This is a genomic window from Azoarcus sp. TTM-91 (assembly GCF_012911025.1).
GTDB lineage: Bacteria > Pseudomonadota > Gammaproteobacteria > Burkholderiales > Rhodocyclaceae > Azoarcus.
Genome location: NZ_WUEI01000008.1, coordinates 1 through 22,570, shown reverse-complemented (window position 1 = coordinate 22,570; position 22,570 = coordinate 1). Strand labels below are relative to the sequence as shown.

The following is a 22,570-nucleotide window of genomic DNA, read 5'->3' as shown; positions in this document are numbered from 1 at the left end:
GGGTGACGGCACCGTTCAGCGTTCGTTATCCAGCGTGCGGCGTTCGGCAGGAGTCAGCCGGGCGAGCTGCTCGGCGTTCAAGGGGCCATGGCCGATCAACTGGAATGCGCTGTTGGGGTCGTAGCTGGTCTGCGCGGCCGGCTGGCGCGGGGCGCCGGCCGGTGGCGTGCCCAGCTCGGGCGCCGCTTCGTTGCCGAAGCCGATCACCCGCACGGTGAATACCGAAGGCAGGGCCTGGCGCTGGGCCGCGCGCTCGCGCTGCATCACGTCCTGCGCCGCGGTGCTGGCCTGCGCTGCGGCGGCGCTGGCGTTGCTCAGCGCGCCGACGTTCACCGCGGCGACCACCGGAATGCCCGCCGCCTCGCCTTGCACCTGGATGTTTTCGGCATTCACCACATGCAGTGCTGCCAGATTGACGTTGCCGGAGACCCGGATGCCCGCTTCGCCGGCGTCGATGGTGCCCAGCGGCGCGATCAGGTCGATGTCGCCCGGCGGCACCTCCGGGATCGGGTTGAGCGTGGCGATGCCGGCGCCGGTGTTGGGCGTGCTCGGCGACAGGCTGACGTTGCCGATCTCGTCATACACCCGGCGCTGCGGCGTATAGACGATGGTGGTCTTGGCGCCGCGGCCGGCGTTGATGTCGCCCTCCGCCGACCAGGCCAGGATGTTGCCACCGAAGGTGGTGAACACCCGGCTCTGGCCCATCAGGATGTCGCTCAGCGAGAAGATGTTGATGTCGCCCTCGCCCTGCGTCAGCACGCCGGAGCCGGCGCCCGGCGGATAGCCGCCGTCCACCCCCACCAGCGTGCGGCCGCCCGGCACCATCAGGCTGATGTCGCCGCCGAAGTCGGTGTGGATGCCGGCATCGTTGATCTTGTAGAAGGGCACGTCGTAGCCCGGGCTGCCGGCGGCCCGCCATTCGGCTTCGGACAGGTAGGTCTTGCCCGGCTGTGGCCGCCACGTCGAGGGCGAATCCACGAACTGCGCGAAGTAGCGCGCGCTGCTGAACATGGTCAGATCGCCCTTGTAGGCGATGGTCTCGCCCTGGGCGTCCTTGGAAGGCAGCAGCGTCTCAATGGCTTCGCGGCCGCGCAGGTAGCTGCCCGAGCGCTTGCCGTCCACCTCGTTGTACTCGCGGCCGGAGGCACGCAGCTCGGCGTAATACACGTTGCGCAGGAAGGTGCTGCGCTGCTCGACCGGCAAGGCATCGAAGAAGGCGCGCGCATCCATGGTGGCGGCGTCGAAGTGCAGGCCGCGGCCGTTGGCGCCGCCGAAGCGGGTGGTCAGCCAGTTCACCAGATGCAGCTGGCTCTCGAGCTTGTACTCGCGCTCCAGGTTGCGGTTGGCCGCGCGGCCGCCGCTGGCCAGCGCCTCGGCGCGCGCGGTGTCCAGTCTCAGCTGCTCCGCCGCCAGGAAATCGGCTGCGCCCGCCTCGTCGCCGGTATAGCCGAACTCGCTCGCCAGCCACTGGGCCAGCGTGATGGAGCCGTTGTAGACACGCACGGCGGCGCCCGGCTGGTCCGCCAGCGGCAGCAAGGGATCGGCCAGGCGGCCCGGATCGAGGTAGCGGTCGGCGAAAGCCGTCCAGTTGGCGCCGTACTTGCCCATGCCGGTGGCCAGGGCGATGCCGGCGCCGCTGGCGCGGTCGCCCGGGATGACGTTCACCACCGGCCCCATGCTGCGCAGCTCGCCACCATCGGCCATGTACACATCGCGGCCGGCGGAGACATCCAGCAGGCCGGGGCCAGCGATGTAGAAGGAGCTGGAGCGGATGTCACGCCCGGCCTGTATCACCGACACGTCGTCGGCGCTGGTGTGCACCACCAGGTTACCGCGCGCGGTGGCGAAATCCTGGGAACTCGGCCACTGCGGCGCGGCCGGGTCGGCCCCGCTGGCGGTTGTGATCCAGCCTATCGAACCTTGCGGGCTGCCATAGGTGTTGCCGTAGTTGTCGTAGGTACCGAGCAAGGTACCGGCGTTGATGATGTCGCGTCCAGCGCGCAAGGCCACGGCGCCACCGCCGTCGTACCAGGTGCTCAGGCTGCCGGGTGCGCCGTTGGTGTTGCTGCCGCGATAGATGATGCTGCCGAAGCGCAGGCCCACCAGGTCGCCCTCCACCGCGTAATAGCGCGCGGACTCCTGGCCGGCGTACACATAGCCGGAGGCGGTGGGCGGTGTGAATGAGAACAGCGGGTAACGCTGGCCCGCGCCACCATTCAAATTCGCGTAGAGCAGCGCGCCGGGGGCCAGCGCTTCCCTGCTGACGTTGTATATGGCCTCCAGCCCGTACCAGACCCTGTCACCACGGCCGACGAAGCCGGGGTTGAACGGGTTGGGCAGCGCGGTCGGGTCGGCACCCGAGGCCGAGAAGCTGGTGCCGCTGGCGTAGATGGAACCGGCCGCCAGCAGCTCCAGCTGACCGGCGTGGCTTACCACGAACTGCTCGCCCACCGGCGAGGGCGCCAAGGTGACGCCGGGCTGGAACGGATCGTTGTTGGTACCCGCGGTCACCGATTTGACGAACTTGCCGTAATACACGCTGCCGCTGGCCGCGGCGGCACGCAGCACCGCCGGATAGACGTAGTGCAGGTCGGTGATGTGGCTGTCGATGGTGGTGTCGCGGTCTTGCATGGCCAGCGTGGGCGTGAGGTTGCCGCCGGCCGACAGCAGGTCGATCGCGGTGGAGGGGGTCCATAGCGAGAACCAACTCCAGCCGTTGGCCGCGTACGAGGCACCGTTGGCGCTGAAGGGCGTGCCGCCGTGGTACTGGGGCACGCGGCCGGGGTCGACCACGCTGGCCAGCACCAGGTCGCCGCGCGCTTCCATCCGCACGCCGGCATCGCCCACCACCAGCACCGGACCGCCCGCGGCCCGCGCCGAGGACGAGGTGAACACATCGAAGGGACGCGATTCCTTCGGATCGCCGCCGCCGAAGAGCTGCTCGACGCCGCCGACCGCCCCGGCTTCCATGCGCAGGGCGCCGCGCAGGTTGGTGAAGGTGCCGTTGAGGTCCAGCCGGTGCGCATCACGCGGCGGGTTGATGTTGGCTACCGGGTCGTAAATGCTGTTGGTGAAGGAGCGCAGCGCCGGATCGGCGTTTAGGCCGCCGCCGATGCGGATGTCGAGGTCGCCCCCGCCGGTGAGTACCAGCTCACCGCTAGCTGCCACCCGGCCGGTGCTGGCCACCGTCAGGTTCAGGCCCGAGCTGCGCGCCAGGTAAGCGCCGCCGTGGTCGGCGCGGGGAACCAGCATGCCGGCATCGCCGCCGGCCTCCAGCACCAGGTTGCCGCCGCCCAGCGTGCCGATGCCGGTGAAACCGATGAAGCGCGGCATCGTGGTGAAATCGACGTAGTAGCTCTCGCTGAACGAGGGCACGTAGGTGCCGAAGTTGATCCACCATGCCGTGGGCACGGCGGTGTCGCCTTCACCGGCCACGTTGCCGCTGCCCTGGCGCCACAGCCAGTTGCCGATGGCGGCGGTGCCGTTCAGCTGGGCGGTGCGGTTGCCCAGCGCTTCACTACGTGCCGTCGGCAGCGCGCGGCCCAGGGTGTCGCCGGTAATGTCGCCGCCGGCGCGCAGCAGCAGGTTGCCGCCGGCCTCGGGGTACCAGGCCTGGTAGAGGCTGTCGCTGCCGCCATCGACCAGGGATTCGAACGGGGAGCCGAACTCGCCCAGCACCGAGCCGGCGTAGAGGCTGCGCGGCTGGTTGTAGGGGTCGGGACTGCCGGCCGCGGCCAGCGAGGCCGATTGCGTGCCGGCGGTGTAGATGCCGAAGAGGGAGCTGGTGGCGATGCTGCTGGCCGAGATCACCCGCAGGTCGCCGGTACCGGTGCGCACCACGCTGGGCAGTTGTTCGCGCACCGGCTGGGGGCCGTACACATAGTCCGGCGGCGTGCCTTCGCTTTCCAGCAGCACCGTGGAGCCCAGGCCCCAGTCGTTGAGCTCCAGCGGCGACTCGCTGATGAGATACATGTCGAACAGCGATTGGACCTCCTCGGCCGTCATCACCGCGCCGGGCACGATGCCCGGCAGGCCCCACGATTCCCAGGTGGCTGCGTCGGCATCGGCCGCCCAGCGGTAGACTGCCGGCTCGCCGGTGCCGGGCACCTCGGAGCGCCCCGCGCCCTGGCCATAGTGCATGTCGGAGAAGCGCAGGCTGGCGCTGCTGTTGGGCCGCGTGGCCAGGCGGTCGGCACCGGAGAAGTCGGCTCCGGCCACCAGGGTGATGTCGAAGGACTGCGAGCCAGCAGCCAGCATGGGCGCCGCGGCCCACACGCGGCCCTGGTTGCCGTCGGCGTCGCCGGGGCGCAGGTCCACCGTATGGACGCCACCCGGCAGTCTGACATCAGTGTCGCTGGGGATCAGCGCGCCCTTGTCGAGCGTGAGCGCGCTGGCCAACGTCACCATGTTGCCGACCGGGGGCGTCGGCAAGGGCACGCCGGCCGGCCAGTCCATGGCGGCGAGCCTGGCCGCCGCCGGCAGGCGGAAGCCGGCATCGAAGCGGGTGCCGATGGGCAGGGTGGCGGCATCCGCCAGCACGGTGCCGGCGGCGTACAGCAGCGCGCCGGTGTCGCTATAGACGGCGGCGCTCAACACCGTGCCGCGTGCCAGCGACAGCGGCGCGGCCAGCTCGCCGCCCACCGGCACCAGCGTGCCGGCGGCCATCTGCATGGAAGCGATGGGCAAGTCGTAGTTGAGGCTGCGGCCGGAGTTGAAGATGGTGCCGGCGTCGAGCGTGACCATGCCTCCATGCGGTACGACCACGTCCCCGCCCCAGAGCTGGCGGCCCACGGTGAGCACCCAGCCGGAGCTGTCCAGCGAGGTCTGCAGCCGGCTGCCGTCGAAGCCATCGCTGATGCTGCCGAAGATGTCGAGATCGCCCTGGGCGCGGATCACCAGCGCGCCCGCCTCGCCCGAGCCGTGGACCGAGGTCTGCTGCGTGTGCGGATTGACGCTGGCGTAGCGGTGGCCGGAGAGGTCGATGTCGCCATCGACATGCAGGTTGCCGTCCGGGTTGATCAACAGGTCGGCCACCACTTCGACGCCGGGGCGCAGGTGGAAGACATCGGTGTAGCCGCGCAGGCCGGCGAGCTTGCCATTCATCAGCGTGCCGTTGGCGCGGGCGGCGTTGATGAAGGTACGGCTGTCGCCATCCAGGCGGTCCAGGTAGTCCTGGTCGATGATCTGGTAGCTCTTGCCGTCGGTGGTGGTCTCGGTGCCCGGCGTCGCCGAGTCGTCGGTGATGAAGGCGTTGACCTGGATGGCCTTGGCGCCGGTGATGGCGATGCTGCCGGCGGCGTCGATGTCCACATCGTTGCCGCCCAGGCGCGGCGCGTTGAGCGCCACGGTGCCGTAGTTCGCGCCGGCGCCGGCCACGCCCAGGTCCATGCGCGCGCCGCTGGCGATGGCCAGCGTGCCGCGGCCGGAATCGATCTCGATCACCGCCCGGTTGGGCGCCTCGATGACCTTGCCGTAGCTGTCGCGGCGCAGCACGCTGGCATGGGTGTCGAGCACCGCGGTGCCGGCGATGGTCACGCCCTCCTTCGCCGCCAGGCGGATGCTGCCGGCCTGCTCGCCGCTGGCGTCGATGCGGCCATTCACGATGAGGTGGCCGTCATCCAGTGCCAGGTTCACTTCATGCGCGCGCACCTCGTCGCCTAGGGTCAGGTCGCCCTGCCCCAGGCGGAAGCTGCGGCCACCGGTCACGCCGCCCTCGTTCAGGCGGGCGTTCAGGCCGGCGAAATCGGCGATGCTGTTGCCGTACACCTCGATGCGGCCAGCCGTGTAGGGCACGAGGGTGCCACCGGCGTCGTAGTGGCCGCTGGCGCCGCCCGCCAGTTGGCCGGCCAGCGCCGCCTCGCCCTGCGCAGCCTGAGCGGTGAGCTTGCCGGCGCGGTTGTACTGCGCGGAGAGGTCGATGCGCGCGGCCTCGTCCTGGCGCACGTCGCCGCCGCGGCTATCGAGGGTGACGTCGCCGCCCCAGCTGTACTTGCTGACTTCGTAGAAGTCGATCTTGCGGCCGGCGAGGTCGAGCTGCGAGCCATCGGCCAGCAGCACATCGTCCTGCGCCGACAGGCTGAGCTTGCCGCTGGGCAGCAGCACCGCGGTGTCGAGCACCAGGCTGCCGCCACGGCTGTCCAACCCCAGTTCGGCGCCCAGCGATCCGGCGAGCGCCGCGTTGTCCGGCGCGGGCGCGCCGGTGCCGCTGACATGGATATCGCCGCCGGCGGCGATCTTGTTGATCGAGCCGGCGCCGCCGGTGAGTAGCGGCGTGCTGATGAAGAGGTCGCCGCCGCTGTGGCTGTAAGCCTTGGCCACCGGGTCCCAGGCGCCCTGCGACTGGTATACCGCGAGCGATCCCCTGTGGGTGGCGGTGACGCGCTCGCTGGCGTTCAGGTGCAGGCTGGTGAAACCCAGCGCCAGGCGCTCGTGGTTGCGCACGGTGTCGGGTTGCGTGCGCGGGCCGTAGCCGAACACCACCTCGCGCGCATCGACCACGAGCTTGCCCGAGCCGGTGCCCGGGCCACCGGCCACCACCGCGCCGGCGGGCGTGAGCGCGCCGGTCCAGATCAGCGTGTCGGTGTGGATGCGCGCCACCGAATCCGCATCGCCGTAGCCGTAGATGGCGGGCGTGGCCAGCACCAGGCGCTGCAGCGCCGATTTGCCGGTTTCCGGGTTGTAGGTGGAAAGGGTGACGTCGCCAAAGAAATTGACCGACTCGCGTGCAGTGAAGGACAGCGCTTCGAGCGCCGGTGTGCCGGCACTGGTGTCGCCCAGCAGCAAGCGGTCGATCACCTGCTGGTTGAGCGTCATGCCCGAAGGCAGCGCGCCGCTGGCCGCCACGGCCGCCAGCGCCTCGGCGCTGCCGACGTTGATGCCGCCCAGCGCCAGCGACAGGTTGCGCGTGCCGTAGCGCACGGTGTCGCCCAGCACAAAGCGGTTGTCGGTGGAGGTGGCGATGGTGCCTTCCGAATACAGCAGCGTGTTGCCGCTGCAGGCCACGCCCGTTGCGCACACGCCGATCTCGATGGCGCCGGCGCCGTCCAGCGGGCTGTTGGCGTTGGGCGCGGTCGGCGGCAGCATTTCCAGCTGGCCGTTGGACAGCGCCAGCACCGAGTTACTGCCAGGCGTGTGGATGTAGCCCTGGCCCGCGGTGTAGGAGGACTCGCCCATGCCCAGCGTGCTGATGCCCGAACCCTGCTCCAGCGTGATGCCGCCGTCGGTACGGCCGCTGATCAGGAACACGTCGGCCGCCCGCAGCAGCGCGCCCTCTCGCAGCACGATGTTCCCGGTCCGGCCGCCGATGCTGATGACGTTGGCGTTCTGCAGCGAGCCGGTGTTCTGGTTCATGTAGTTGGAGCTCAGCATGCCGCCGATCTCCAGTCGCGACGCGCCTATGGTGTTGAGCGTGTCGGCGTGCACCGACACCCCGCCATAACCGGCGGTGGGCGCGGCGCCAGTGCCCAGGATCTCGTAGTCCGAGGCATTGATCAGGCGCGCGACCGTGCCGTAGCCGCCGTCGGCCGGCTTGCCCAGCACGGTGGAGTCGAACACCAGTTGCGGCAGGCCGAAGGAGCCGACCGCGGCCGGCGTGTTCAGCTGCAGGTTGATCGCCTTGCCGTCGCGCTCCAGCAGCGGGCGCGGCACGCCCTCGCGCAGCGCGCGCTCGATGGCGAACTCGGCGTAGCTGGTCTCGTTATATTGCGAGTAGGTGCGCACCGTGTCGGCCGCGGTCAGGATGATCTGCGTGGTGCGCGTGTCGCTCACGCCGGTATTGGCGATGCCCAGCCGCGCCGAGGTGCTCCACGAGCCGTTGCGCATGGCGCTGGTGGTGCCGAAGGCGGTGGCGCTGGCGGCGAGGCCGTTGAGCTCGACGCGGAAGGCGCCGGGCAGCAGCGCATAGGTGGAAGGCAACAGCGTGTAGGTGCCCGCCGGCAGGCCCGGCACGCCTTCGCCTATGGTGATCTGGCGGCCGATGGCCGGATCGCCGGCGCCCTTTTCCAGGCCGACCGGGGCGTAGTTGGCCTGCGCGCCGGGCACGATGGCGTACACCGGATTGGTGGCCAGGCCCGGCAGGGTGAAGCCCTTGTCACCCAGTTGCACCAGTGGGTTCAGGCGGGCGTCGGTGGAGCCGCCGCGGCCCTGCAGGAAGGCCGCGCCGGTCAGCTCGCCGCCGCCCGACAGGTCGATTACCGCGCCTTCCTGCGCATGCACCGCATGCGACTGGAAGTCCACCTTGGGCTCGAAACCGATGGAGTCGTAGAGCACGTCGGCGCCGTTGTAGTTGTAGATCAGCCCGTCCGCCGTGCCGCCGTAGGGCATGACCAGGCCGTTGGCGCTCACCGAGGTGATGCTCCCGGGCAGCAGGTTGACTACGCCGGTGGAACCGTTGCCGCCGGTCTCGCCCAGGGTGATGGAGCCCAGCGGCGCGCGGATCACCCCGCCCTGGTTCACCGTCGCCGCCGAGAACTCCAGCTTGCTGAACACGCTGTAAGGCGTGGCCGGCGTGACCGTGCCCATGCGCTCTATGGTGAGGTAGCGGTCCGGGTGGAAGGCACGCGGCCGGTTGTTCCATTGGTCCACGGTGCTGGTGATGCCGACGCTGACCTTGCCGCTGCCGTAGATCTGCGCCGCCGCCAGGGTGGTGTTGCCCGGCGAGTAGAAGGCGGCGTCCCGCAGGCGAAGGTCGCCCTGGCTTTGGATGCGCACCGTGCCGAAGGCGTCGCGCTCGACATCGCGCGAACCGCTGTTGAGGATGATGCTGCCGCTCACGCCCAGACCCACCTCGCCGACGATGTCCACCATGCTGGCGCTCATCATCAGGTTCGCGTCGGCGGCGACCTCCGGCACGCCCAGCGTGCCGCCGGCGGCCGAGGTGTTCTGGCTGCCGAACACCGGGTTGGGCATCAGGGTGCCGTCCTGCGTCTGACGGCCGGCCGAGCCGGCCAGCCGCAGGTAGGGCGCGGCAAGCTTGACCTGGCTGTCGCGCGGCGCGGCCGCCGACAGGCTCATGGCGCTGGCGGTGAGGTAGAGCGCCTGGTTCATGCGCAGATCGACGTCGCCGTCGAAGCTGAGCAGGCCGTTCACATACAGCGAGGCCGTGTCGAAACCACCCGCGTGGATGGCATCCACGCCATAGCGCGCCTGGCCGTAGGCGAGGCTTTCGTGCATCTGGCCGGCCTGCACGCCCGCGGCCAGGCCGCTGCCGCCATACAGCTGTTCGATCACCAGCTCGCGCGGCACGCGCACCGCGTCGTCCACCGCCAGCCCGAGGTAGGTGAAACGCGCCACCGGGCCATAGACCGGCGTTTCGAAGTTGATCGCGAGGGTGCCGCCCATGGCTCCGGCGCCGCCCGCATGGGCCTGCAGATCGCCATCGATGTAGATGCCGTTGTTAGCGTTGAGCGCAATGGCGCCGCCGTGGCTGGCCAGCACGGTGTTGCCCAGACCCGGCAGGGAGACTGTGCCGCTGGTGCCGGATGCGTCTAGGCGGGCGCCGTCCTGCACCACCAGGAAACCGCCGAAGCTCTCGATGAGGCGCGACTGCAGGTCGTGCCGGCCTCCCAGTTCGATGGTGCCGCCGTCCAGCACCTGGCCGATGGCGCGGCCATCGGCCGCCACCGAGGTGAAGGCCAGGCCGGAGACGTCGAGCAGCGCATGCTCGCCCACCCACAGCGAGCGCGCGTTCGGCGTGCCCTGCGGCAGGTTAGCGTCCACGCCCATGCCGAAGTCGCCATCCAGCACAGAGATACGGCCACCGCGCGCCAGCAGCGTGCCGTCCAGCGTGATCTGGCTGTTGCCCTCGAGGGTGATGGAACGGCCGGGATCGACCTCGATGCGGCTGCCCTCGCCCATTGTGAAATCGCCGCGTGCGTACACCGAGCCGGCGGTGAGTGTGAGGCTGGCGCCGCCGCGCGGCGATACCTCACCGCGCTTGGCATCGTCCTGCTGCAGCGGCGGCAGCCACACGGACAGCGCGCGGGAGGTTGCCTCGCCGGTAGGCAGCGCACGCGCGGCATCCGGATCGAGGGTGAGCACCGGCATGGTCACCGCCAGCTGGGTGCCATCGGCCATGCGCACGCCGTCGCGGCCCTGCACCGAATAGCTGGAGAAGCCGGACTGGAACAGCGTCTGATCGAGTTCGAGGAAGGGTTGCACCGCCACGGTGACCGGCATGGTGGCGCCCGCCGGGATGCGGGTGCCGGCCGGAATGATCAGCGTGGCAGCGGCCACGGTGCCCGCGGTGTAGGCGGTGGTTACCGGGTTGACCGGGATACCGTTGGGGAATACCGCGGCCGGCACCAAGTAACCAATCGGCAGGGACGACATGTCAGTCACCACGCTGCCGGCCGGTAGCGTGGCGCCGGCGTGGTGATAGATGCCGCCGGACATCACCGTGCCCGGCAACAGCCAATCGGCCTGCAGGGTCAGCGGATTGGTGCTGCTGACCATCGGCCCCTGACCCACCTGCACCGCCTGGCCGGGCGCGATCACGCTGCGGGTGATGCTGAAGCTGAGCGGAATGGTTTCGCCTGGCTGCACCACATAGTCCCCCGCCAGCCGCAGCGGCAGTTCGCTCACCGTGCCGGCCGGCAGGTCCTCGACCGCCTGGGCGGCGGAGCCGCCTATGCTCACCAGCGTGCCGTGGTCGATGAGCAGCGCACCGCCGCCCTTGACGCCATGGCCGCGGATTTCGCCGTCCAGCTGCACCAGCCCGGAGCCGCCCTGCATGCCCGCGCCCAGGGTGACGTTGCCGCCGCGCCCGCCGGTGAACTTGCCGTTCTCGCCCAGGGTGGCACCCGACGAGACGTCGATCAGGCTGCCGCTGCGCAGTTCGATGTTGCCGTTGCTGCGCAGCGAGACGCTACCGCCGTGGATGAAGGGCAGGCCGGAGATGTCGGCGGCGTCCAGGCGCAGGTTGTTCCACACGCCGCTGGCATCCAGTGTCACGCCGTCGCCCACGCGCACACGTTCGGCATAGCCGGTGGGGGTGAAAGGCAGGATGGGCGCTTCCACCCACTGCGCACCGCTGCCCGCCTTGCGCTCCACCAGGTTGCCCAGCGCGATGCTGCCGCCGTGCGCGATGAGGTCGGCATTCACGTCCACCTGGGTGGCGTGCAGCGCCAGGGTGCCGCCATTCGAAAGCGCCAGCGCTTCGTCCACGCTGATGCCGCGGCGCGCGTAGACCTGCAGCTCGCCCAGCTCCAGCGAGTTGAGCCAGTCGCTGTCGAGCGCCACATGGCTGGCGCTGCCGCCCACGCCGCTGCCGGCGGTGTTGCCTATGGTGACGTCGTCCACCGTCGCCGCCGGGCTATAGCGCAGCTGGCCGGCCTCGGCTTCATAGATCGGCATCCAGCTGCCGATGATGAGCTGGCCGCGCTGCGCCACCGCCGTCTGCGCCTGCTGGTAGCCGTCGAGCGCGGTGTCGCGCGCCCGCGTCTGGCGCGTGCCCTGGAACACCGTGGTGTCCAGGCTGCCTTCCAGTGTCGCGTTCTGGGTGGCGATCACCAGCCGGCCGGCGTCGCGGCCCACGGTGTAGCCGTTCTCCAGGCGCTTGTCGCGCAGGATCAGCGGGTTGGCATAGGTCTCGGTGACGCCCCAGCGCGCGAACTCCGCCTCGTAACCCCGGTACAGGCCGGTGTAGCGCAGATCGCCCGGCGCGTTCGAGGCGTTGTAGATGCGGCCGTCGGCGCCCTTGAGGTAGGTCTGGCTCACATAACCGGTCTGTACGTCCAGGGTGCCGCCAGCGAGGTTAATGAGACTGCCCGCGCGGCTGCTCACCTTGCCGCCGCTGAACTGCACGGTGCCGCCCTGTGCCATCCACTCGCCCACGCCGTGGCCGGTGATGCCGAGGTAGCCGCCCACCTCCAGCAGGCCGCCGGCGGTGTACCAGCGGTCGGTTTCGTAACCGTTGGTGCCGGCCGGCACGAACACCAGGTCACGCCGGTCGATCCAGATATCCTTGTTGTTCAGGCTCTTGTCGTCGCGGTTGACCGAGGCGTCGCGCTGCTCGTTGCCCTGGACGTTGACCAGGACGTTGTTGCTCTCCATCGCCACCCGGACGCCGACCGCGCCGGAGACATCCAGCGTGGCGCCCGCCTTCACTTCGCTGTCGGCGGCGTTGACCAGGATCTGGCCGCCGGTGGCGAGCGTGAGGCTGCCGGTGTTGAAATTCACCGCACCGGCGGTGTCGATGAGCACCAGCGACTGGTCGCGGCGGTGGGCAACGCCGTCGCCGAGTTTGTCGGAATCCTTGATTAGGGTTTCGCGCTGCGCGTCCAGCGTGGTGGCGGCGGCTTCGTCGAGGACGATGGCGGTCACGCTGTCGTCGTCCAGCGTGATCTTGCCGGTGGCATCGCCGGCGGCGTTGTTCAGGTGGATGGTGCCGCGGGTGTGGACCGAGGTGGTGGCGACGGCCACGCCCTGCTGGCGCACGTCGCGGCCGGTAAGGGTGATGTCGCCCGTGGTCGCGGTGATGAGGCCGGAGTTGGACGCCAGCCCCGCCTCGGAGCCGGCCTGGGTCAGCGCCGTCACCACGTTGCCGCGGGTAGTGGAGTTGATGTTGGCGTCGCTCGCCAGCCCCTTGGTGATGATGAAGGCATCGCCGGCCGCCAGCACCGTCTGGCCGCTGGCGGTGATGATCTCGCCGGCGTTGTGCGCTTCCTTGCCCAGCAGCAGCACGTAGCCGCCGCCTTCGGTGACGGAGCTGGGTTTCTGCGTGCTGATCGTCGCCCCGGCTTCGACCACCACGCTGCCGGTGGCCGCGCCGTAGGCGAAGCTGCTGGCGGTGGAGCTGAGGTCATTGGCGAAGGTGGGAATGTGAGCGCTGCCCTGGGCTTCGCTGAACAGGCCCTTGTTGAACTGGGCGTCGCTCATGCCGACGGCCGAGGCCACCAGGTTGCGTAGGTTCACCTGGCTGCCGCCGGAGAACACCACGCCGTTGCGGTTGATGATCATCACCGTGCCCGGGGCCTGGATCTGGCCCAGGATCTGGCTGGGACGCGCCAGCGGATCGGTCACCCGGTTGAGCACCGACCAGCTCGCCTGCTGATCGAAGGCGACGGTGGTGTTGCGGCCGACATTGAAGGTTTCCCAGTTGAGGATGGCCTTGTCCGCGGTCTGCTCGATGCGCACCGTGGTCTTGCCGTCGGCCACCGTCTGCACCGGCGCCTTGGCGTTGAGCCAGCCGGCGGTGAGGCTGTTGCTGTCGATCTCGAGACCGCCGGCGCCAAGGCCGTCGGGCACGCTGCCGCCGGCGCGCAGGGCCGCCTGGCGGGCGGCGGCCTGCTGCGCCTGCTGCAGGGCAATGGCCTGAGCGGCGAGGCCGAGGTTGCCTATGGAGGTCTTCAACTCGTCGCGGGCGCGTTGCTGCTGGGCGAGGGGATTGGTCAGCGTGGACGCCGGGGCGCCATTGGGCAGCCGGCCGGTGGCCGCGGCATTGCTCTGGATTGCGCCCTTGTTAGCGAACCAGGCCGGGCTGAAGGCTTGCTGCGCATAAGCCTGGCCCATGCCGCCGGCGGCCAGCGCGAGTGCCACCGCACTCGCCAGGGGGGAGAGGCGCAGGCTGAAGGACATGCGTCCGACGATCCTGCGGCTGCTGTGCTCCTGTGTATTCATCCGATCCTCAGCAACGATTCGAGTCGATATCGGGACGCCTGCGCGACGCCCGGAAAAACCGGGCGCGCAGGTCCGCTACTGAGGAGACTGATCGGCGAAGCAAAACCCACAACACTTTTTTCGACTGCATTCATCGACGGCACTTCGCGGCTTTCGAATCCGGAGGCGTCGCCATTCGGCCGGGCGCGCAGGCGCCGCCGCCGGCCGGGCGCGGTCCGCCACTGCGGCAGCAACCGCCTTCCGCTGGCGCGCGGCCAGGATCGGAAAACGCGCGGCGCACCACCCGCCGGGTCCGATGCCCTGCGCTTTTCCGCCGGGTCCATCGAGTCCGCCCTGCGGCTTCCGCCTCAACTGAGAATGAGCAATCCGCCCGGCAGGCGGCGGGCGGCGAGCTGGTAGGAGCGTTCGATCTGCACCAGCGCGGTCTCCAGCTCGGCCACCGGGAAGCGGCCGCTGACCTCGCGGCCGGCGAGCTGGGTCGCCCACAGCACCACCCGACCGGGGCGATAGCGGTTGATCTCGTCGATCACCCTGGCCAGCGGCATCTGCCGGAACACCAGCACGCCGTCCTGCCAGGCTGAGATCTCGTCCGGATCCACCGTGGCGACGCTGCGCAGCGCGCCGGCGTCGTAGGAGAGTTGCTGGCGGGCATTGAGCAGGCTGCGGCCGCTGGGGTGATCCACCTGCAGCAGCCCTTCCAGGCAGGTGACGCAGCTCACGCCATCCAGGTGGCTGACCTGGAAGCGGGCATCCACGCCCTGGATGCGGCCGACGCCGGCCTCGACCCGGAAGGGGCGGGTGGCCTTGCGCGCATCCACCACGGTTTCGCCGCTGATGAGGTTGAAGCCGACGGTTTCGCCGCCTTCATCGCGCCGGCTCAGCGCCGTTTGGGTATTCAGCGCCACCGGCACGTCGCCGGCCAGCACCAGCCGCTTCTGCTCGCCGGTGCGGGTGCGGTAGTCGGCCTGCCATTCGTCCAGGGATAGGAGCAGCGGCGTGTTCACCACCGCCAGGCCGGCCGCGCCGGCGGCACCGGCCAGGCCACCGAGGAAGGCTCGCCGCTGCCAGTTGCGCGGCCGCCGCGCGGCTTCGCTGGCGGCAGCGCGCACCAGCACCTGCTCCAGCGCCGGCTCCATCAGCTTCCACACCCGCTTGGCTTCGGCGAAGGCGGCCCGGTGGGCCTCGCTCTGGCCGCGCCAGCGGGTGAAGCCCTGCAGATCCAGCTGGGTGGCGCTGCCGGAGGTGAGGCGGCGCAGCCAGACCTGCGCCTCGCGCAGCAGCTGGCCGTCGCCGCCGGCTTCGTTGCCGGGCGCAAAGGCATTGCCGCCGGGGGAGGCTTGCGCGCCCTCCCCGGCTTTCCGATCCGTCTGCCGACCTTCGCCGGATGTGTCCATTGCCATGCCCCGCCTTCAACGCCCGGCTGCCGGCACAGCGCCCCTGCGCTGCCGCCCGCCCTTGTCATCAGCGCTTAATATACGGACGTATCCACGGCGCAAAAACCGCATATCCATCACTCGCCTTCGGCCTGCCTTGCCGACGACCGGCCGAGACGCGAGGCGCAGTAGTCGTGTGCTTTCTTCAGTTCCTGCTCCACCGTGCGCAGGGAAACGCCCAGACGTTCCGCCACTTCGCGCTGCGGCAGGTGCTCCCAGCGCACCATCACCAGGATCTGGCGCCGGCGCTCCGGCAGGCGCTCCATCGCGGCCATCAGCGCCTCCAGCTCGGCGCGGGCGGCCACGGTTTCCGCCGGGCCGGGGGCGCCGTCCGGCTCGTCTTCCAGCACGGCCTCGATCTCGCTGGCGGAGACGAGGCGGGTCTGGTTGCGCTGCTGATCGTAGGCGGCGTTGATGGCGGTCCGCATCAGGTAGGCCACCGGGTCGCGCAGGTTTTCCACCGGCTCGCGGCTCTCCAGTCGCAGCCAGGTGTCCTGCAGGGCGTCGCCCGCCAGCTCGGTACAGCCGAGGCGCCGCGTCAGCCGGCGCTTCAGGTCGCCGTAGCGCAACAGCAGCAGATCGCGCAGGACCAGCATGGCGGTTTCGGGCACGGCGGCTCTCCCCGGCTCAGCGGCCGGCGCACGGGTCGCCGCGATCGGCGCGCCGTCGCTGGATCAACAGGGTGACCGGCTGCGCCATGCCTTCCGGCGGCGGCCAGTCCAGCCGCAGTTCGCCGAGTGCCGACAGCAGCGCGGCGTCGCGCACGCTGTCGCCGGTGCTGTCGAGCAGGCGCACCTGGTGCACACGGCCGGTTTCGTCGATATGGAACTGCACCGCGGCGCGAAAATCGCCCGGGGCGGCGATGAGGCTGGGGCACAGCGCTTCATGGATGCGCGTCTGCACCAGGCCGTCGAAACGGCGGTAGACCTGGCGCATCTGCGGCGCTTCCCTGGGCGCGGCCTGCTGCCTGCCGGTTTGCGGCGCCGCCGGTTGCAGCACGAAGGCCGGACGCAGCCCTTCGCCCGCCGGATGGGCGACGATGCCGGTGCCCTCCAGCAGCTTCTGCAGCGCCGCCGCCGCCGGGTAGTCGCCCTGCACCGCGGTCGCCATGCGGCCTTCCACCAGCGCGACGTCGAAGAACACCGGCAGGCCGCTCAGCGCGCCGTAGCGCTCCAGCGCGCTGGCAAGCGGCTGGCGCTCGATGTCGAAGCGGATCGCCCCGGCCGCGTCATGCGGCACCTCGTCCGGCGCCGCCGCGAGCACGGCGCCAGTCAGAGCGGACATGCATCCCGCCAGTGCAAGCGCACCCAGGAATGCAATCCTGCTTGCCATAGAGATCGAACGGGAGTAGTCATGCCTTCACGGTTGGAATGCCGGCCGCGGGGCCGGTCAAGGAGTCCGGCCGGATGCTACGTTCGATATATGATCGCCCGATGACACTCCAGTTACAGGCCGGGCTGGCGCAGCGCCTCCTGCACCGGCAGCCCGGCGCCATCCTGGTTTTCGTGCGCGGACGGCACTTCGACGTGGTAGGTGCGCAGGGTGTGCAGCAGGCCGCGGTTGACGCGGAATTCCCCGGCGTCGGAATCCATCACGAAGGAGTTCGACAGGCAGTTGTGGATCAGCTCTATCGCCCGCGGCTGCACGCTGATCGTCCTCAGATCCCGCACCAGCGCGCTCGCCGGCGGCAGCTCATCCGCCAGGCGCTGAAAACCGGCGAACCAGCGGAACAGCATGTTGTAGCCCAGCACTTCGTACACCTTCTCCTCGTTCTCCAGCGAGTAGGCGAACTTCAGCACCAGGCACTTGAACAGCACCGAGATGCCGACCTTGCTCTCGCACCGCCGCGCCAGATCGGCGAGCAGGGCGTCCTCGTAGCACAGGGCGCTCTCTATGGACTCCCGCAGCGGTACCAGGGGATGGTTGCGCGGCACGAAGAGCTGCAGGTTGTCCACCCGCGTCCACAGCGGATGGCTGACGATCCAGACCCAGGGTGAGCCATAGCGATTCACTGCGACCGGTTCCTCCCTGGCCTGCTCGACGATCCTCGACAGCCGCGCATCGAGTTCCTGCATCGTCACCCGCGCCGAACACGTCCATTTCATCGCACCTCCTCCCTTCACCGGGCGCTGCCGGAGGGTGCCGCCGTCGCGCACTCCCACCGCCAGTTCGCGAACAATCGTCATATGGGCGCAACCTGGACCGAGGCCCCGCTGCCCGCCTCCCGGGCGGCACCTTCCGGCACCGCCTGGAACCGCGCCCGCAGGCTGGCTCTTGCCCGCCGGCCGGCTGCTTCGTATGCGTCTTCATACAAATCTATCGGCGGGCAATGACATCGAAATTAACCGGACTCCCGAACTCTGCCCGCCCCCTGGCCCGCCGCGGGCAAGCGCCAAGCGCCGGCAGGTGCGGCGGAGACGCGCTCACGCCCTATAGACGGATCAGGCAGGCGAAATCCCCGGATTCTCTGCATCCGCAGCCGCCGCGCATCAAGGCAGGCGGCGCAGCCCCTGGCCCGCCGGCTCGGGAATGACGGGCGCGGCGATGCGCAGGGAGCCACCGCCTCCCCGTATCAGCACGCCGGCGCCGCTCACCTCTCCCAGTGACCAGCCGGGCGACAGCTGCTCGCCGGCCTCGTAGGCGCGCGGCGGCGCATCGCCCACCACCAGCAGGGCGACGGCCTTGCCCTCGCGCTGGATGATGCCCTGCACCACCACGTCGACACCGGCACCGCCGCCGAACCAGCCGGCCAGCGCACTGCCGGCCGGATCGTGCCGCTCCGCCGCCTGGACCGCCGCCGGCAGCGGCGGCACCGGTTCCAGCAGCCTTTCGCCCCACAGCAGCACGCCCGCCGCCACCGCCGCGAAGCCCAGGGCATGCGCCGCCCATGCCATCGCCCTCTCCTTCTCCATCATCCGCCCTCCTGTCCTGTGTTACGCCGGAAGCATGTATCGCCATCGACATGTAGCAGGTCCGTATTGGATTTTCATTTCAGCATCACACTAGGCGAATAGCATCGAAGCTCCCCTTCTCCTGTGCCAGAAGATGCGCCAGCCCGAGTCCCGCTCCCACGCGCAGCATGGCTTCACGCTGATAGAGCTGATGCTGGTGCTGGTGATCATCGGCATCGCCACCGCCGCCATCGGCGTCGCCGTCAGGCCGACGCCCGGCGCGGCGCTGCGGCAGGACGCGCTGGAGCTGGCACGCCGCCTGATCGCCGCCCAGAACGAAGCGCGCATCGACGGCCGCATCATTGCCTGGGTGGCGGACGAACAGGGCTACCGCTTCATGCGCGGCACCTGGCGCAACACCGAAGGCAGCGCCATTCCCTCGCTCAGCCTGGCTGGCGAACTGGATGCCTTCGCCGATGACGACATCCTGCGCCCCCGGCGCTGGACCGAGCGCCCCACCGAGGTCAGCCCCACCGACCCGCTGCGCCTGAGCCCGGAGTGGATCGCCGCGCCACTGACGCTGCAGCTCCGCAGCGGTTCCGCCACCGTCCACATCGTTCTCGATGCCGGCGGCTACCGGGTGGAGTAGCCATGCGTACCTGCGCCGGTAGCGGCTTCACCCTGATCGAAGTCCTCATCGCCCTGGCCATCGCCAGCGTCGCCCTCGCCGCCTTCATGCGCCTCACCGGCCTGACCACCAGCAACCTGGGCCTGCTGGAGCAGCAGACGCTCGCCATGCTGTCGGCCGAGAATGCCCTGGCCGAACTGCAGCTCAGGCGACCCTTGCCGGCGCCGGGCAACTACTCGGAGCGCTGCCCGCAGGCCGGGCTGCGCCTGGTCTGCTCGCTGCGGATCGCCCCGGCGGTGCAAGGCATGCGGGAAGTCGGCGTCGAGGTCCGGCTCGAAGCCGGCGGCGGCCGCTATCTGGCAGCACTGCAGACGCGGCTGGTGGACGACAGGCAGTGAAAGCGCCCATTCCGTCCCTTCCGCCAACCCGCCAGGATGGCTTCACCCTGATCGAAGTCATGGTCGCCATCCTCATCATGGCCACTCTGAGCCTGATCACCTGGCGCAGCCTGGACGGCATCGCCCGCGCCAACGACCGCCTGGAAGAACGCAGCCGGGAGAGCATGCGGCTGATGCGGGCGCTGCAGCAGATCGAACGCGACCTCGCGCTGCACGCCACCACCGAACTGGCCGCCAGCGAAGCGCTGGTGGACGGCGGCCGCCGCGGCAACAGCCGCAGCGGGCGGCGGGCGCTGGAAACCAAGGCCAGCCTGTTGCCGCCCGCGCTGCAGGTACGCCGGCAGAACGCCCTGCCTTTCCACCTCGAAATCGTGCGCAGCGCACCTACCCTGCCCGGCGAATGGCTGCGGGCGCAGTGGTGGCTGCAGGGCGGCATCCTCTACCGCGCCGCGGGCACGCCCAGCCACGGCGCCCCGCTGGCGGCGCCAACCGCGGCCGACCGTGTCGCGGTGCTGGAGGATGTGGCCTCCTTCGAGGTACGCGCCTGGTCGCCCGGCCAGGGCTGGCGCAGCCTGCCCGGCACCGAACGCCTTTCGTTGCCATCCAGCGGAGTGGAAATTCTGCTGGGCGTGCGCGGAACGGATGGCGAGGTCAGGAACTACCGGCGGGTTGTCCTGCTGAACTGAGCGCCTCTTCCCCTCGCGCCTCCCGGAGCAGCGCCGCCCAATGGAAAAGGCCGGGCAGGTTTCCCCGCCCGGCCTCCGCCGCCATGTTCAAACCGCCTTCACCCCGCCAGGGCGGCTTCTTTCAGCCCGCTTACGGACGGCCGGCGGTACCGCAGGTGCTGCTGTTGCCGATGCTGGTGCTGCTGCTGCTCAGGAAGGCCGTTTCGATCGCATCGTTCCAGCCCAGGGGCAGCTTGACGAAGTTGTGCTGGTCGATCGCATTCGCCGCAACTTCACGGTTGAGGTCGTTGAGATCGTTCAGGAAATCAACGATGTCATCCTTGATCGCGCTCGACTGATAGCACTGGGCAACCAGCAGGTAGGTCAGGCCGAAGATCGGGTAGGAACTCGCCGGCTTGGAGTAGGCAGGAGCCCAGGCGAGCGGGTTGCCGTACTGGGCCGCGGCCGGGGCGGCCGGCAGAGCGGCCTGGATGGAAGCGGCGTCCGGCAGGTAGCCGTTGATCTTGGCCACCACCGCGTTGTTGGTGCCGAGGTAGTCCGAATCCGGGCTCAGGTAGGCAGTGCGGCCATCGGTCGCCATCGCGGCCTTCACGCCACTGCTGCCGGAGGCGCCTACCCAGTGGCTGGGAATGCTGCCCACGGCGCCAGCCACCACGGTGGCGAAGTTGTTGGAGACGGTGAAGCCCGAAGTCGGGCAAGCGGCCACCAGGTAGCGGGAAAACAGTTCGGTGGTGCCACTGTTGTCGGAGCGATAGACCACCGCGACGGGCGTGGCATCGCTGGTGCCTCGCACTTGACCCCAGGTCTGGCCACCGGTGGCGTTCGAGTAGATGGCGCAGACCTTGGCATCGCTCAGATCCAGGTTGGAGATGCCGCTGCGCTTGTACGGCAGCACCACCGAGGTCGCCACCACCGGGATCTGGGCGATGCGGCCCCAGCCGGTGAGGTGGGCCGAAAGATAGGAGCTCAGTTCCGTCGAGGTGAGGGCGGAGTCGCTGCCGGCGAAATGCACCGAACCGGAACCGCCGAAGCCGGCTGCGTTGTTGTTCAGGAAGGCCGTCTTGCCGGTGCCGCTGCCGGTGCCGGTGTAGGTGAAGTTGGCCGGCAGGATGTCGGCGTACAGCTCTTGCGGCAGCGTCGCGCCACCACCCACCACGGTTTGCGCGGCAGCGGAGCCGGCCATGGCCGACAGCGCGGAAATCACGACAGCAGATAGCAGCTTGGCTTTCAATTTCGCGTTCATTGGAAACTCCTTGCGTATGACCCATCAGGAAGAATGAACCCACTCGGAGGCTGCCCGGCTCGCACACCGTTTCGCCCCGCCCGCCGCCCTCGGTGGCGGCGGATTCATTCTGTTCAATGCTCGTGACATGGATCTGAAGAAATTCCGGGAGCATGAGCCCGCAAACTCCCGAGTCTCTGTTCCGCAAGTTCCTGCTTTGCCTCACTGCACCATCTGGTTGAGCTCCATGATGGGCATCAGCACCGCCAGCACGATCAGCATCACCACACCGCCCATGGCCAGGATCATCAGCGGCTCCAGCAGCGCGGTCAGGCGGGTGGCGCGGCGCTCCAGGTCACGGGAGAGATTCGCCGCCGCGCGCTCCAGCATCGGGGTTAACGCCCCCGTTTTCTCGCCGCTCGCCACCAGGTGGATCAGGTTGGAGGGGAAAATCTTCTGCGCCTTCAGCGCCGCGGCCAGCGGCGCGCCTTCCTTCACCCGGGCGGTGGCATCCAGCACCGCCTGCCTGAGCTTCTCGTTGCCCAGGGTCTGGCGCGCCGCTTCCAGGGCACGCAGCAGCGGCACTCCGGCGTCCATCAGGATCGCCAGGGTGGAAGCGAAACGGGCGGTGTTCACCCCCAGCGCGAAGCGGCCCACCATCGGCAAACCGAGCACGCGGCCGTGCCAGCGCAAACGCCTGGCCTCGTCACGCTGGGAATGCCGCCAGCCGGCGAAGCCGCCGATCAATGCCAGCGCCGCCAGCCAGCCCCATTCGCGCACGAAGGCGCTGGCCGCCAGCATCAGCCGGGTGATCAGCGGCAGTTCCTGGCGCACCTGCGAGAAGGCACCGATGACCTGCGGCACCACGTAGCCGAGCAGGAAGACGACGATGCAGGCGGAAACGAGGGCGACCACCGCCGGATAGATGAAGGCGGTGAGTATCTTGCTCCGCAGGCCGTCCCGCCCTTCCAGGTAGTCGGCCAGGCGCTCCATGACGCGGGCAAGGTCGCCGGCATCCTCGCCGGCGCCGACCAGGGCGCGGTAGATGGGCGGGAAATCCCGCGGCCGTTCGCCCAGCGCATCCACCAGCCGCATGCCGGCGCACACATGCCCGCAGACCGCCTCCAGCGCCTCGGCCACCGGTTTGCGCTCCGCCTGTTCCACGGTGGCGACCAGTGCCGATTCCAGTGGCAGATGGGCGCCCAGCAGGCTGGCCAGCTCGCGCGTGGCCCAGCACAGGTCGGCGGCACTCAAGCGTGGGCTCAGCCAGGAGGTGCCGGCTCCGGCGGGCGCCGGCCTCACCTCCAGCGGCGTGAGCCCGCGCTCCCGCAGCTGGGCTCGCAGTGCGCGCGCGCTGTCGGCTTCGCCCAGGCCGCTGCGGATGGCGCCGGCGGCGTCGGCGGCTTCGAAGCGGAACCGGGGCATGCTCCCTCCCCGCTCAGGCGTCGCGGGTGACGCGCAGGATCTCCTCGGCCGAGGTGATTCCCGCGCGCACCCAGCGCTGGCCATCGTCGCGCATGTTGCGCATGCCGTGCCGCCGGGCCGCCGCGCGCATCGCCTGTTCGTCTCCACCCTCGTGGATCAGGCGACGGATGTCGTCGTGGATGACGAACAGCTCGTGGATGCCGGTGCGCCCCTTGAAGCCGCTGTGGTTGCAGGCCGGGCAGCCCCCCGGCCTGTCTCTTATACACCTCT

General features: G+C 69.7%; 11 protein-coding genes and 1 pseudogene. 3 read left to right on the top strand and 9 right to left on the bottom strand.

Annotated elements, in window-relative coordinates:
- Window positions 1–15: 15 nt before the first annotated feature.
- The 6 genes from GRF61_RS04125 to GRF61_RS04100 form a co-directional block, all read right to left on the bottom strand.
- Window positions 16–13,575 carry a filamentous haemagglutinin family protein gene (locus GRF61_RS04125; protein ID WP_169149449.1) on the bottom strand — a complete coding sequence of 4,520 codons (13,560 nt, stop codon included), beginning with the start codon at window positions 13,573–13,575 and terminating at the stop codon, window positions 16–18.
- A gap of 389 nt (window positions 13,576–13,964) precedes the next feature.
- Entirely contained in the window at window positions 13,965–15,017 is a 1,053-nt protein-coding gene (locus GRF61_RS04120; protein ID WP_169149448.1) for a FecR domain-containing protein, read from the bottom strand.
- 110 nt (window positions 15,018–15,127) lie between these two features.
- Window positions 15,128–15,661 carry an RNA polymerase sigma factor gene (locus tag GRF61_RS04115; protein WP_169149447.1) on the bottom strand — a complete coding sequence of 178 codons (534 nt, stop codon included), beginning with the start codon at window positions 15,659–15,661 and terminating at the stop codon, window positions 15,128–15,130.
- A gap of 16 nt (window positions 15,662–15,677) precedes the next feature.
- Window positions 15,678–16,334, bottom strand: a complete 657-nt coding sequence (locus GRF61_RS04110) for a TonB family protein (protein ID WP_169149446.1) — start codon at window positions 16,332–16,334, stop codon at window positions 15,678–15,680.
- A 161-nt stretch (window positions 16,335–16,495) separates the two neighbouring features.
- The gene (locus GRF61_RS04105; RefSeq protein ID WP_169149445.1) at window positions 16,496–17,236 is read right to left on the bottom strand and encodes a transposase; all 741 of its coding nucleotides are present in this window, start codon (window positions 17,234–17,236) and stop codon (window positions 16,496–16,498) included.
- A 303-nt stretch (window positions 17,237–17,539) separates the two neighbouring features.
- Entirely contained in the window at window positions 17,540–17,965 is a 426-nt protein-coding gene (locus tag GRF61_RS04100; protein WP_169149444.1) for a general secretion pathway protein GspC, read from the bottom strand.
- Between the two features lie 130 nt (window positions 17,966–18,095).
- Here GRF61_RS04100 and gspH point away from each other — a divergent pair, with 130 nt between their 5' ends.
- Genes gspH through GRF61_RS04085 form a run of 3 tightly spaced genes read left to right on the top strand, consistent with a single transcriptional unit; the run spans window position 18,096 to window position 19,653 of the window.
- Window positions 18,096–18,590 (top strand): type II secretion system minor pseudopilin GspH, encoded by a 495-nt coding sequence (gspH, locus tag GRF61_RS04095; RefSeq protein ID WP_169149443.1) that lies wholly within the window; start codon window positions 18,096–18,098, stop codon window positions 18,588–18,590.
- Window positions 18,591–18,592: 2 nt separating this feature from the next.
- Window positions 18,593–18,967, top strand: coding sequence for a type II secretion system minor pseudopilin GspI (gene gspI / locus GRF61_RS04090; protein WP_169149442.1), 375 nt, complete (start codon window positions 18,593–18,595; stop codon window positions 18,965–18,967).
- Window positions 18,964–19,653, top strand: a complete 690-nt coding sequence (locus GRF61_RS04085) for a prepilin-type N-terminal cleavage/methylation domain-containing protein (protein ID WP_211165732.1) — start codon at window positions 18,964–18,966, stop codon at window positions 19,651–19,653. The genes gspI and GRF61_RS04085 overlap by 4 nt, the downstream gene beginning before the upstream one ends.
- Window positions 19,654–19,783: 130 nt before the next feature.
- Here GRF61_RS04085 and GRF61_RS04080 read toward each other — a convergent pair whose 3' ends face one another.
- The 3 genes and pseudogenes from GRF61_RS04080 to GRF61_RS04070 all read right to left on the bottom strand — a co-directional run.
- Window positions 19,784–20,896: a substrate-binding domain-containing protein gene (locus GRF61_RS04080; protein WP_169149441.1), complete on the bottom strand. Its 1,113-nt coding sequence runs from the start codon at window positions 20,894–20,896 to the stop codon at window positions 19,784–19,786.
- Window positions 20,897–21,097: 201 nt separating this feature from the next.
- The gene (gene gspF / locus GRF61_RS04075; RefSeq protein WP_169149440.1) at window positions 21,098–22,300 is read right to left on the bottom strand and encodes a type II secretion system inner membrane protein GspF; all 1,203 of its coding nucleotides are present in this window, start codon (window positions 22,298–22,300) and stop codon (window positions 21,098–21,100) included.
- A 13-nt stretch (window positions 22,301–22,313) separates the two neighbouring features.
- Window positions 22,314–22,570, bottom strand: a pseudogene (locus tag GRF61_RS04070) (type II secretion system protein GspE); the annotation flags it as partial.

Excerpts from the sequence above, each read along its gene's own strand:
- GRF61_RS04105 (WP_169149445.1), bottom strand. The coding sequence starts at position 17,236 with ATGACGATTGTTCGCGAACTGGCGGTGGGAGTGCGCGACGGCGGCACC.
- gspH (WP_169149443.1), top strand. The coding sequence starts at position 18,096 with ATGCGCCAGCCCGAGTCCCGCTCCCACGCGCAGCATGGCTTCACGCTG.
- GRF61_RS04120 (WP_169149448.1), bottom strand. The coding sequence starts at position 15,017 with ATGGCAATGGACACATCCGGCGAAGGTCGGCAGACGGATCGGAAAGCC.
- GRF61_RS04100 (WP_169149444.1), bottom strand. The coding sequence starts at position 17,965 with ATGATGGAGAAGGAGAGGGCGATGGCATGGGCGGCGCATGCCCTGGGC.
- GRF61_RS04125 (WP_169149449.1), bottom strand. The coding sequence starts at position 13,575 with ATGTCCTTCAGCCTGCGCCTCTCCCCCCTGGCGAGTGCGGTGGCACTC.
- gspF (WP_169149440.1), bottom strand. The coding sequence starts at position 22,300 with ATGCCCCGGTTCCGCTTCGAAGCCGCCGACGCCGCCGGCGCCATCCGC.
- GRF61_RS04080 (WP_169149441.1), bottom strand. The coding sequence starts at position 20,896 with ATGAACGCGAAATTGAAAGCCAAGCTGCTATCTGCTGTCGTGATTTCC.
- gspI (WP_169149442.1), top strand. The coding sequence starts at position 18,593 with ATGCGTACCTGCGCCGGTAGCGGCTTCACCCTGATCGAAGTCCTCATC.
- GRF61_RS04110 (WP_169149446.1), bottom strand. The coding sequence starts at position 16,334 with ATGTCCGCTCTGACTGGCGCCGTGCTCGCGGCGGCGCCGGACGAGGTG.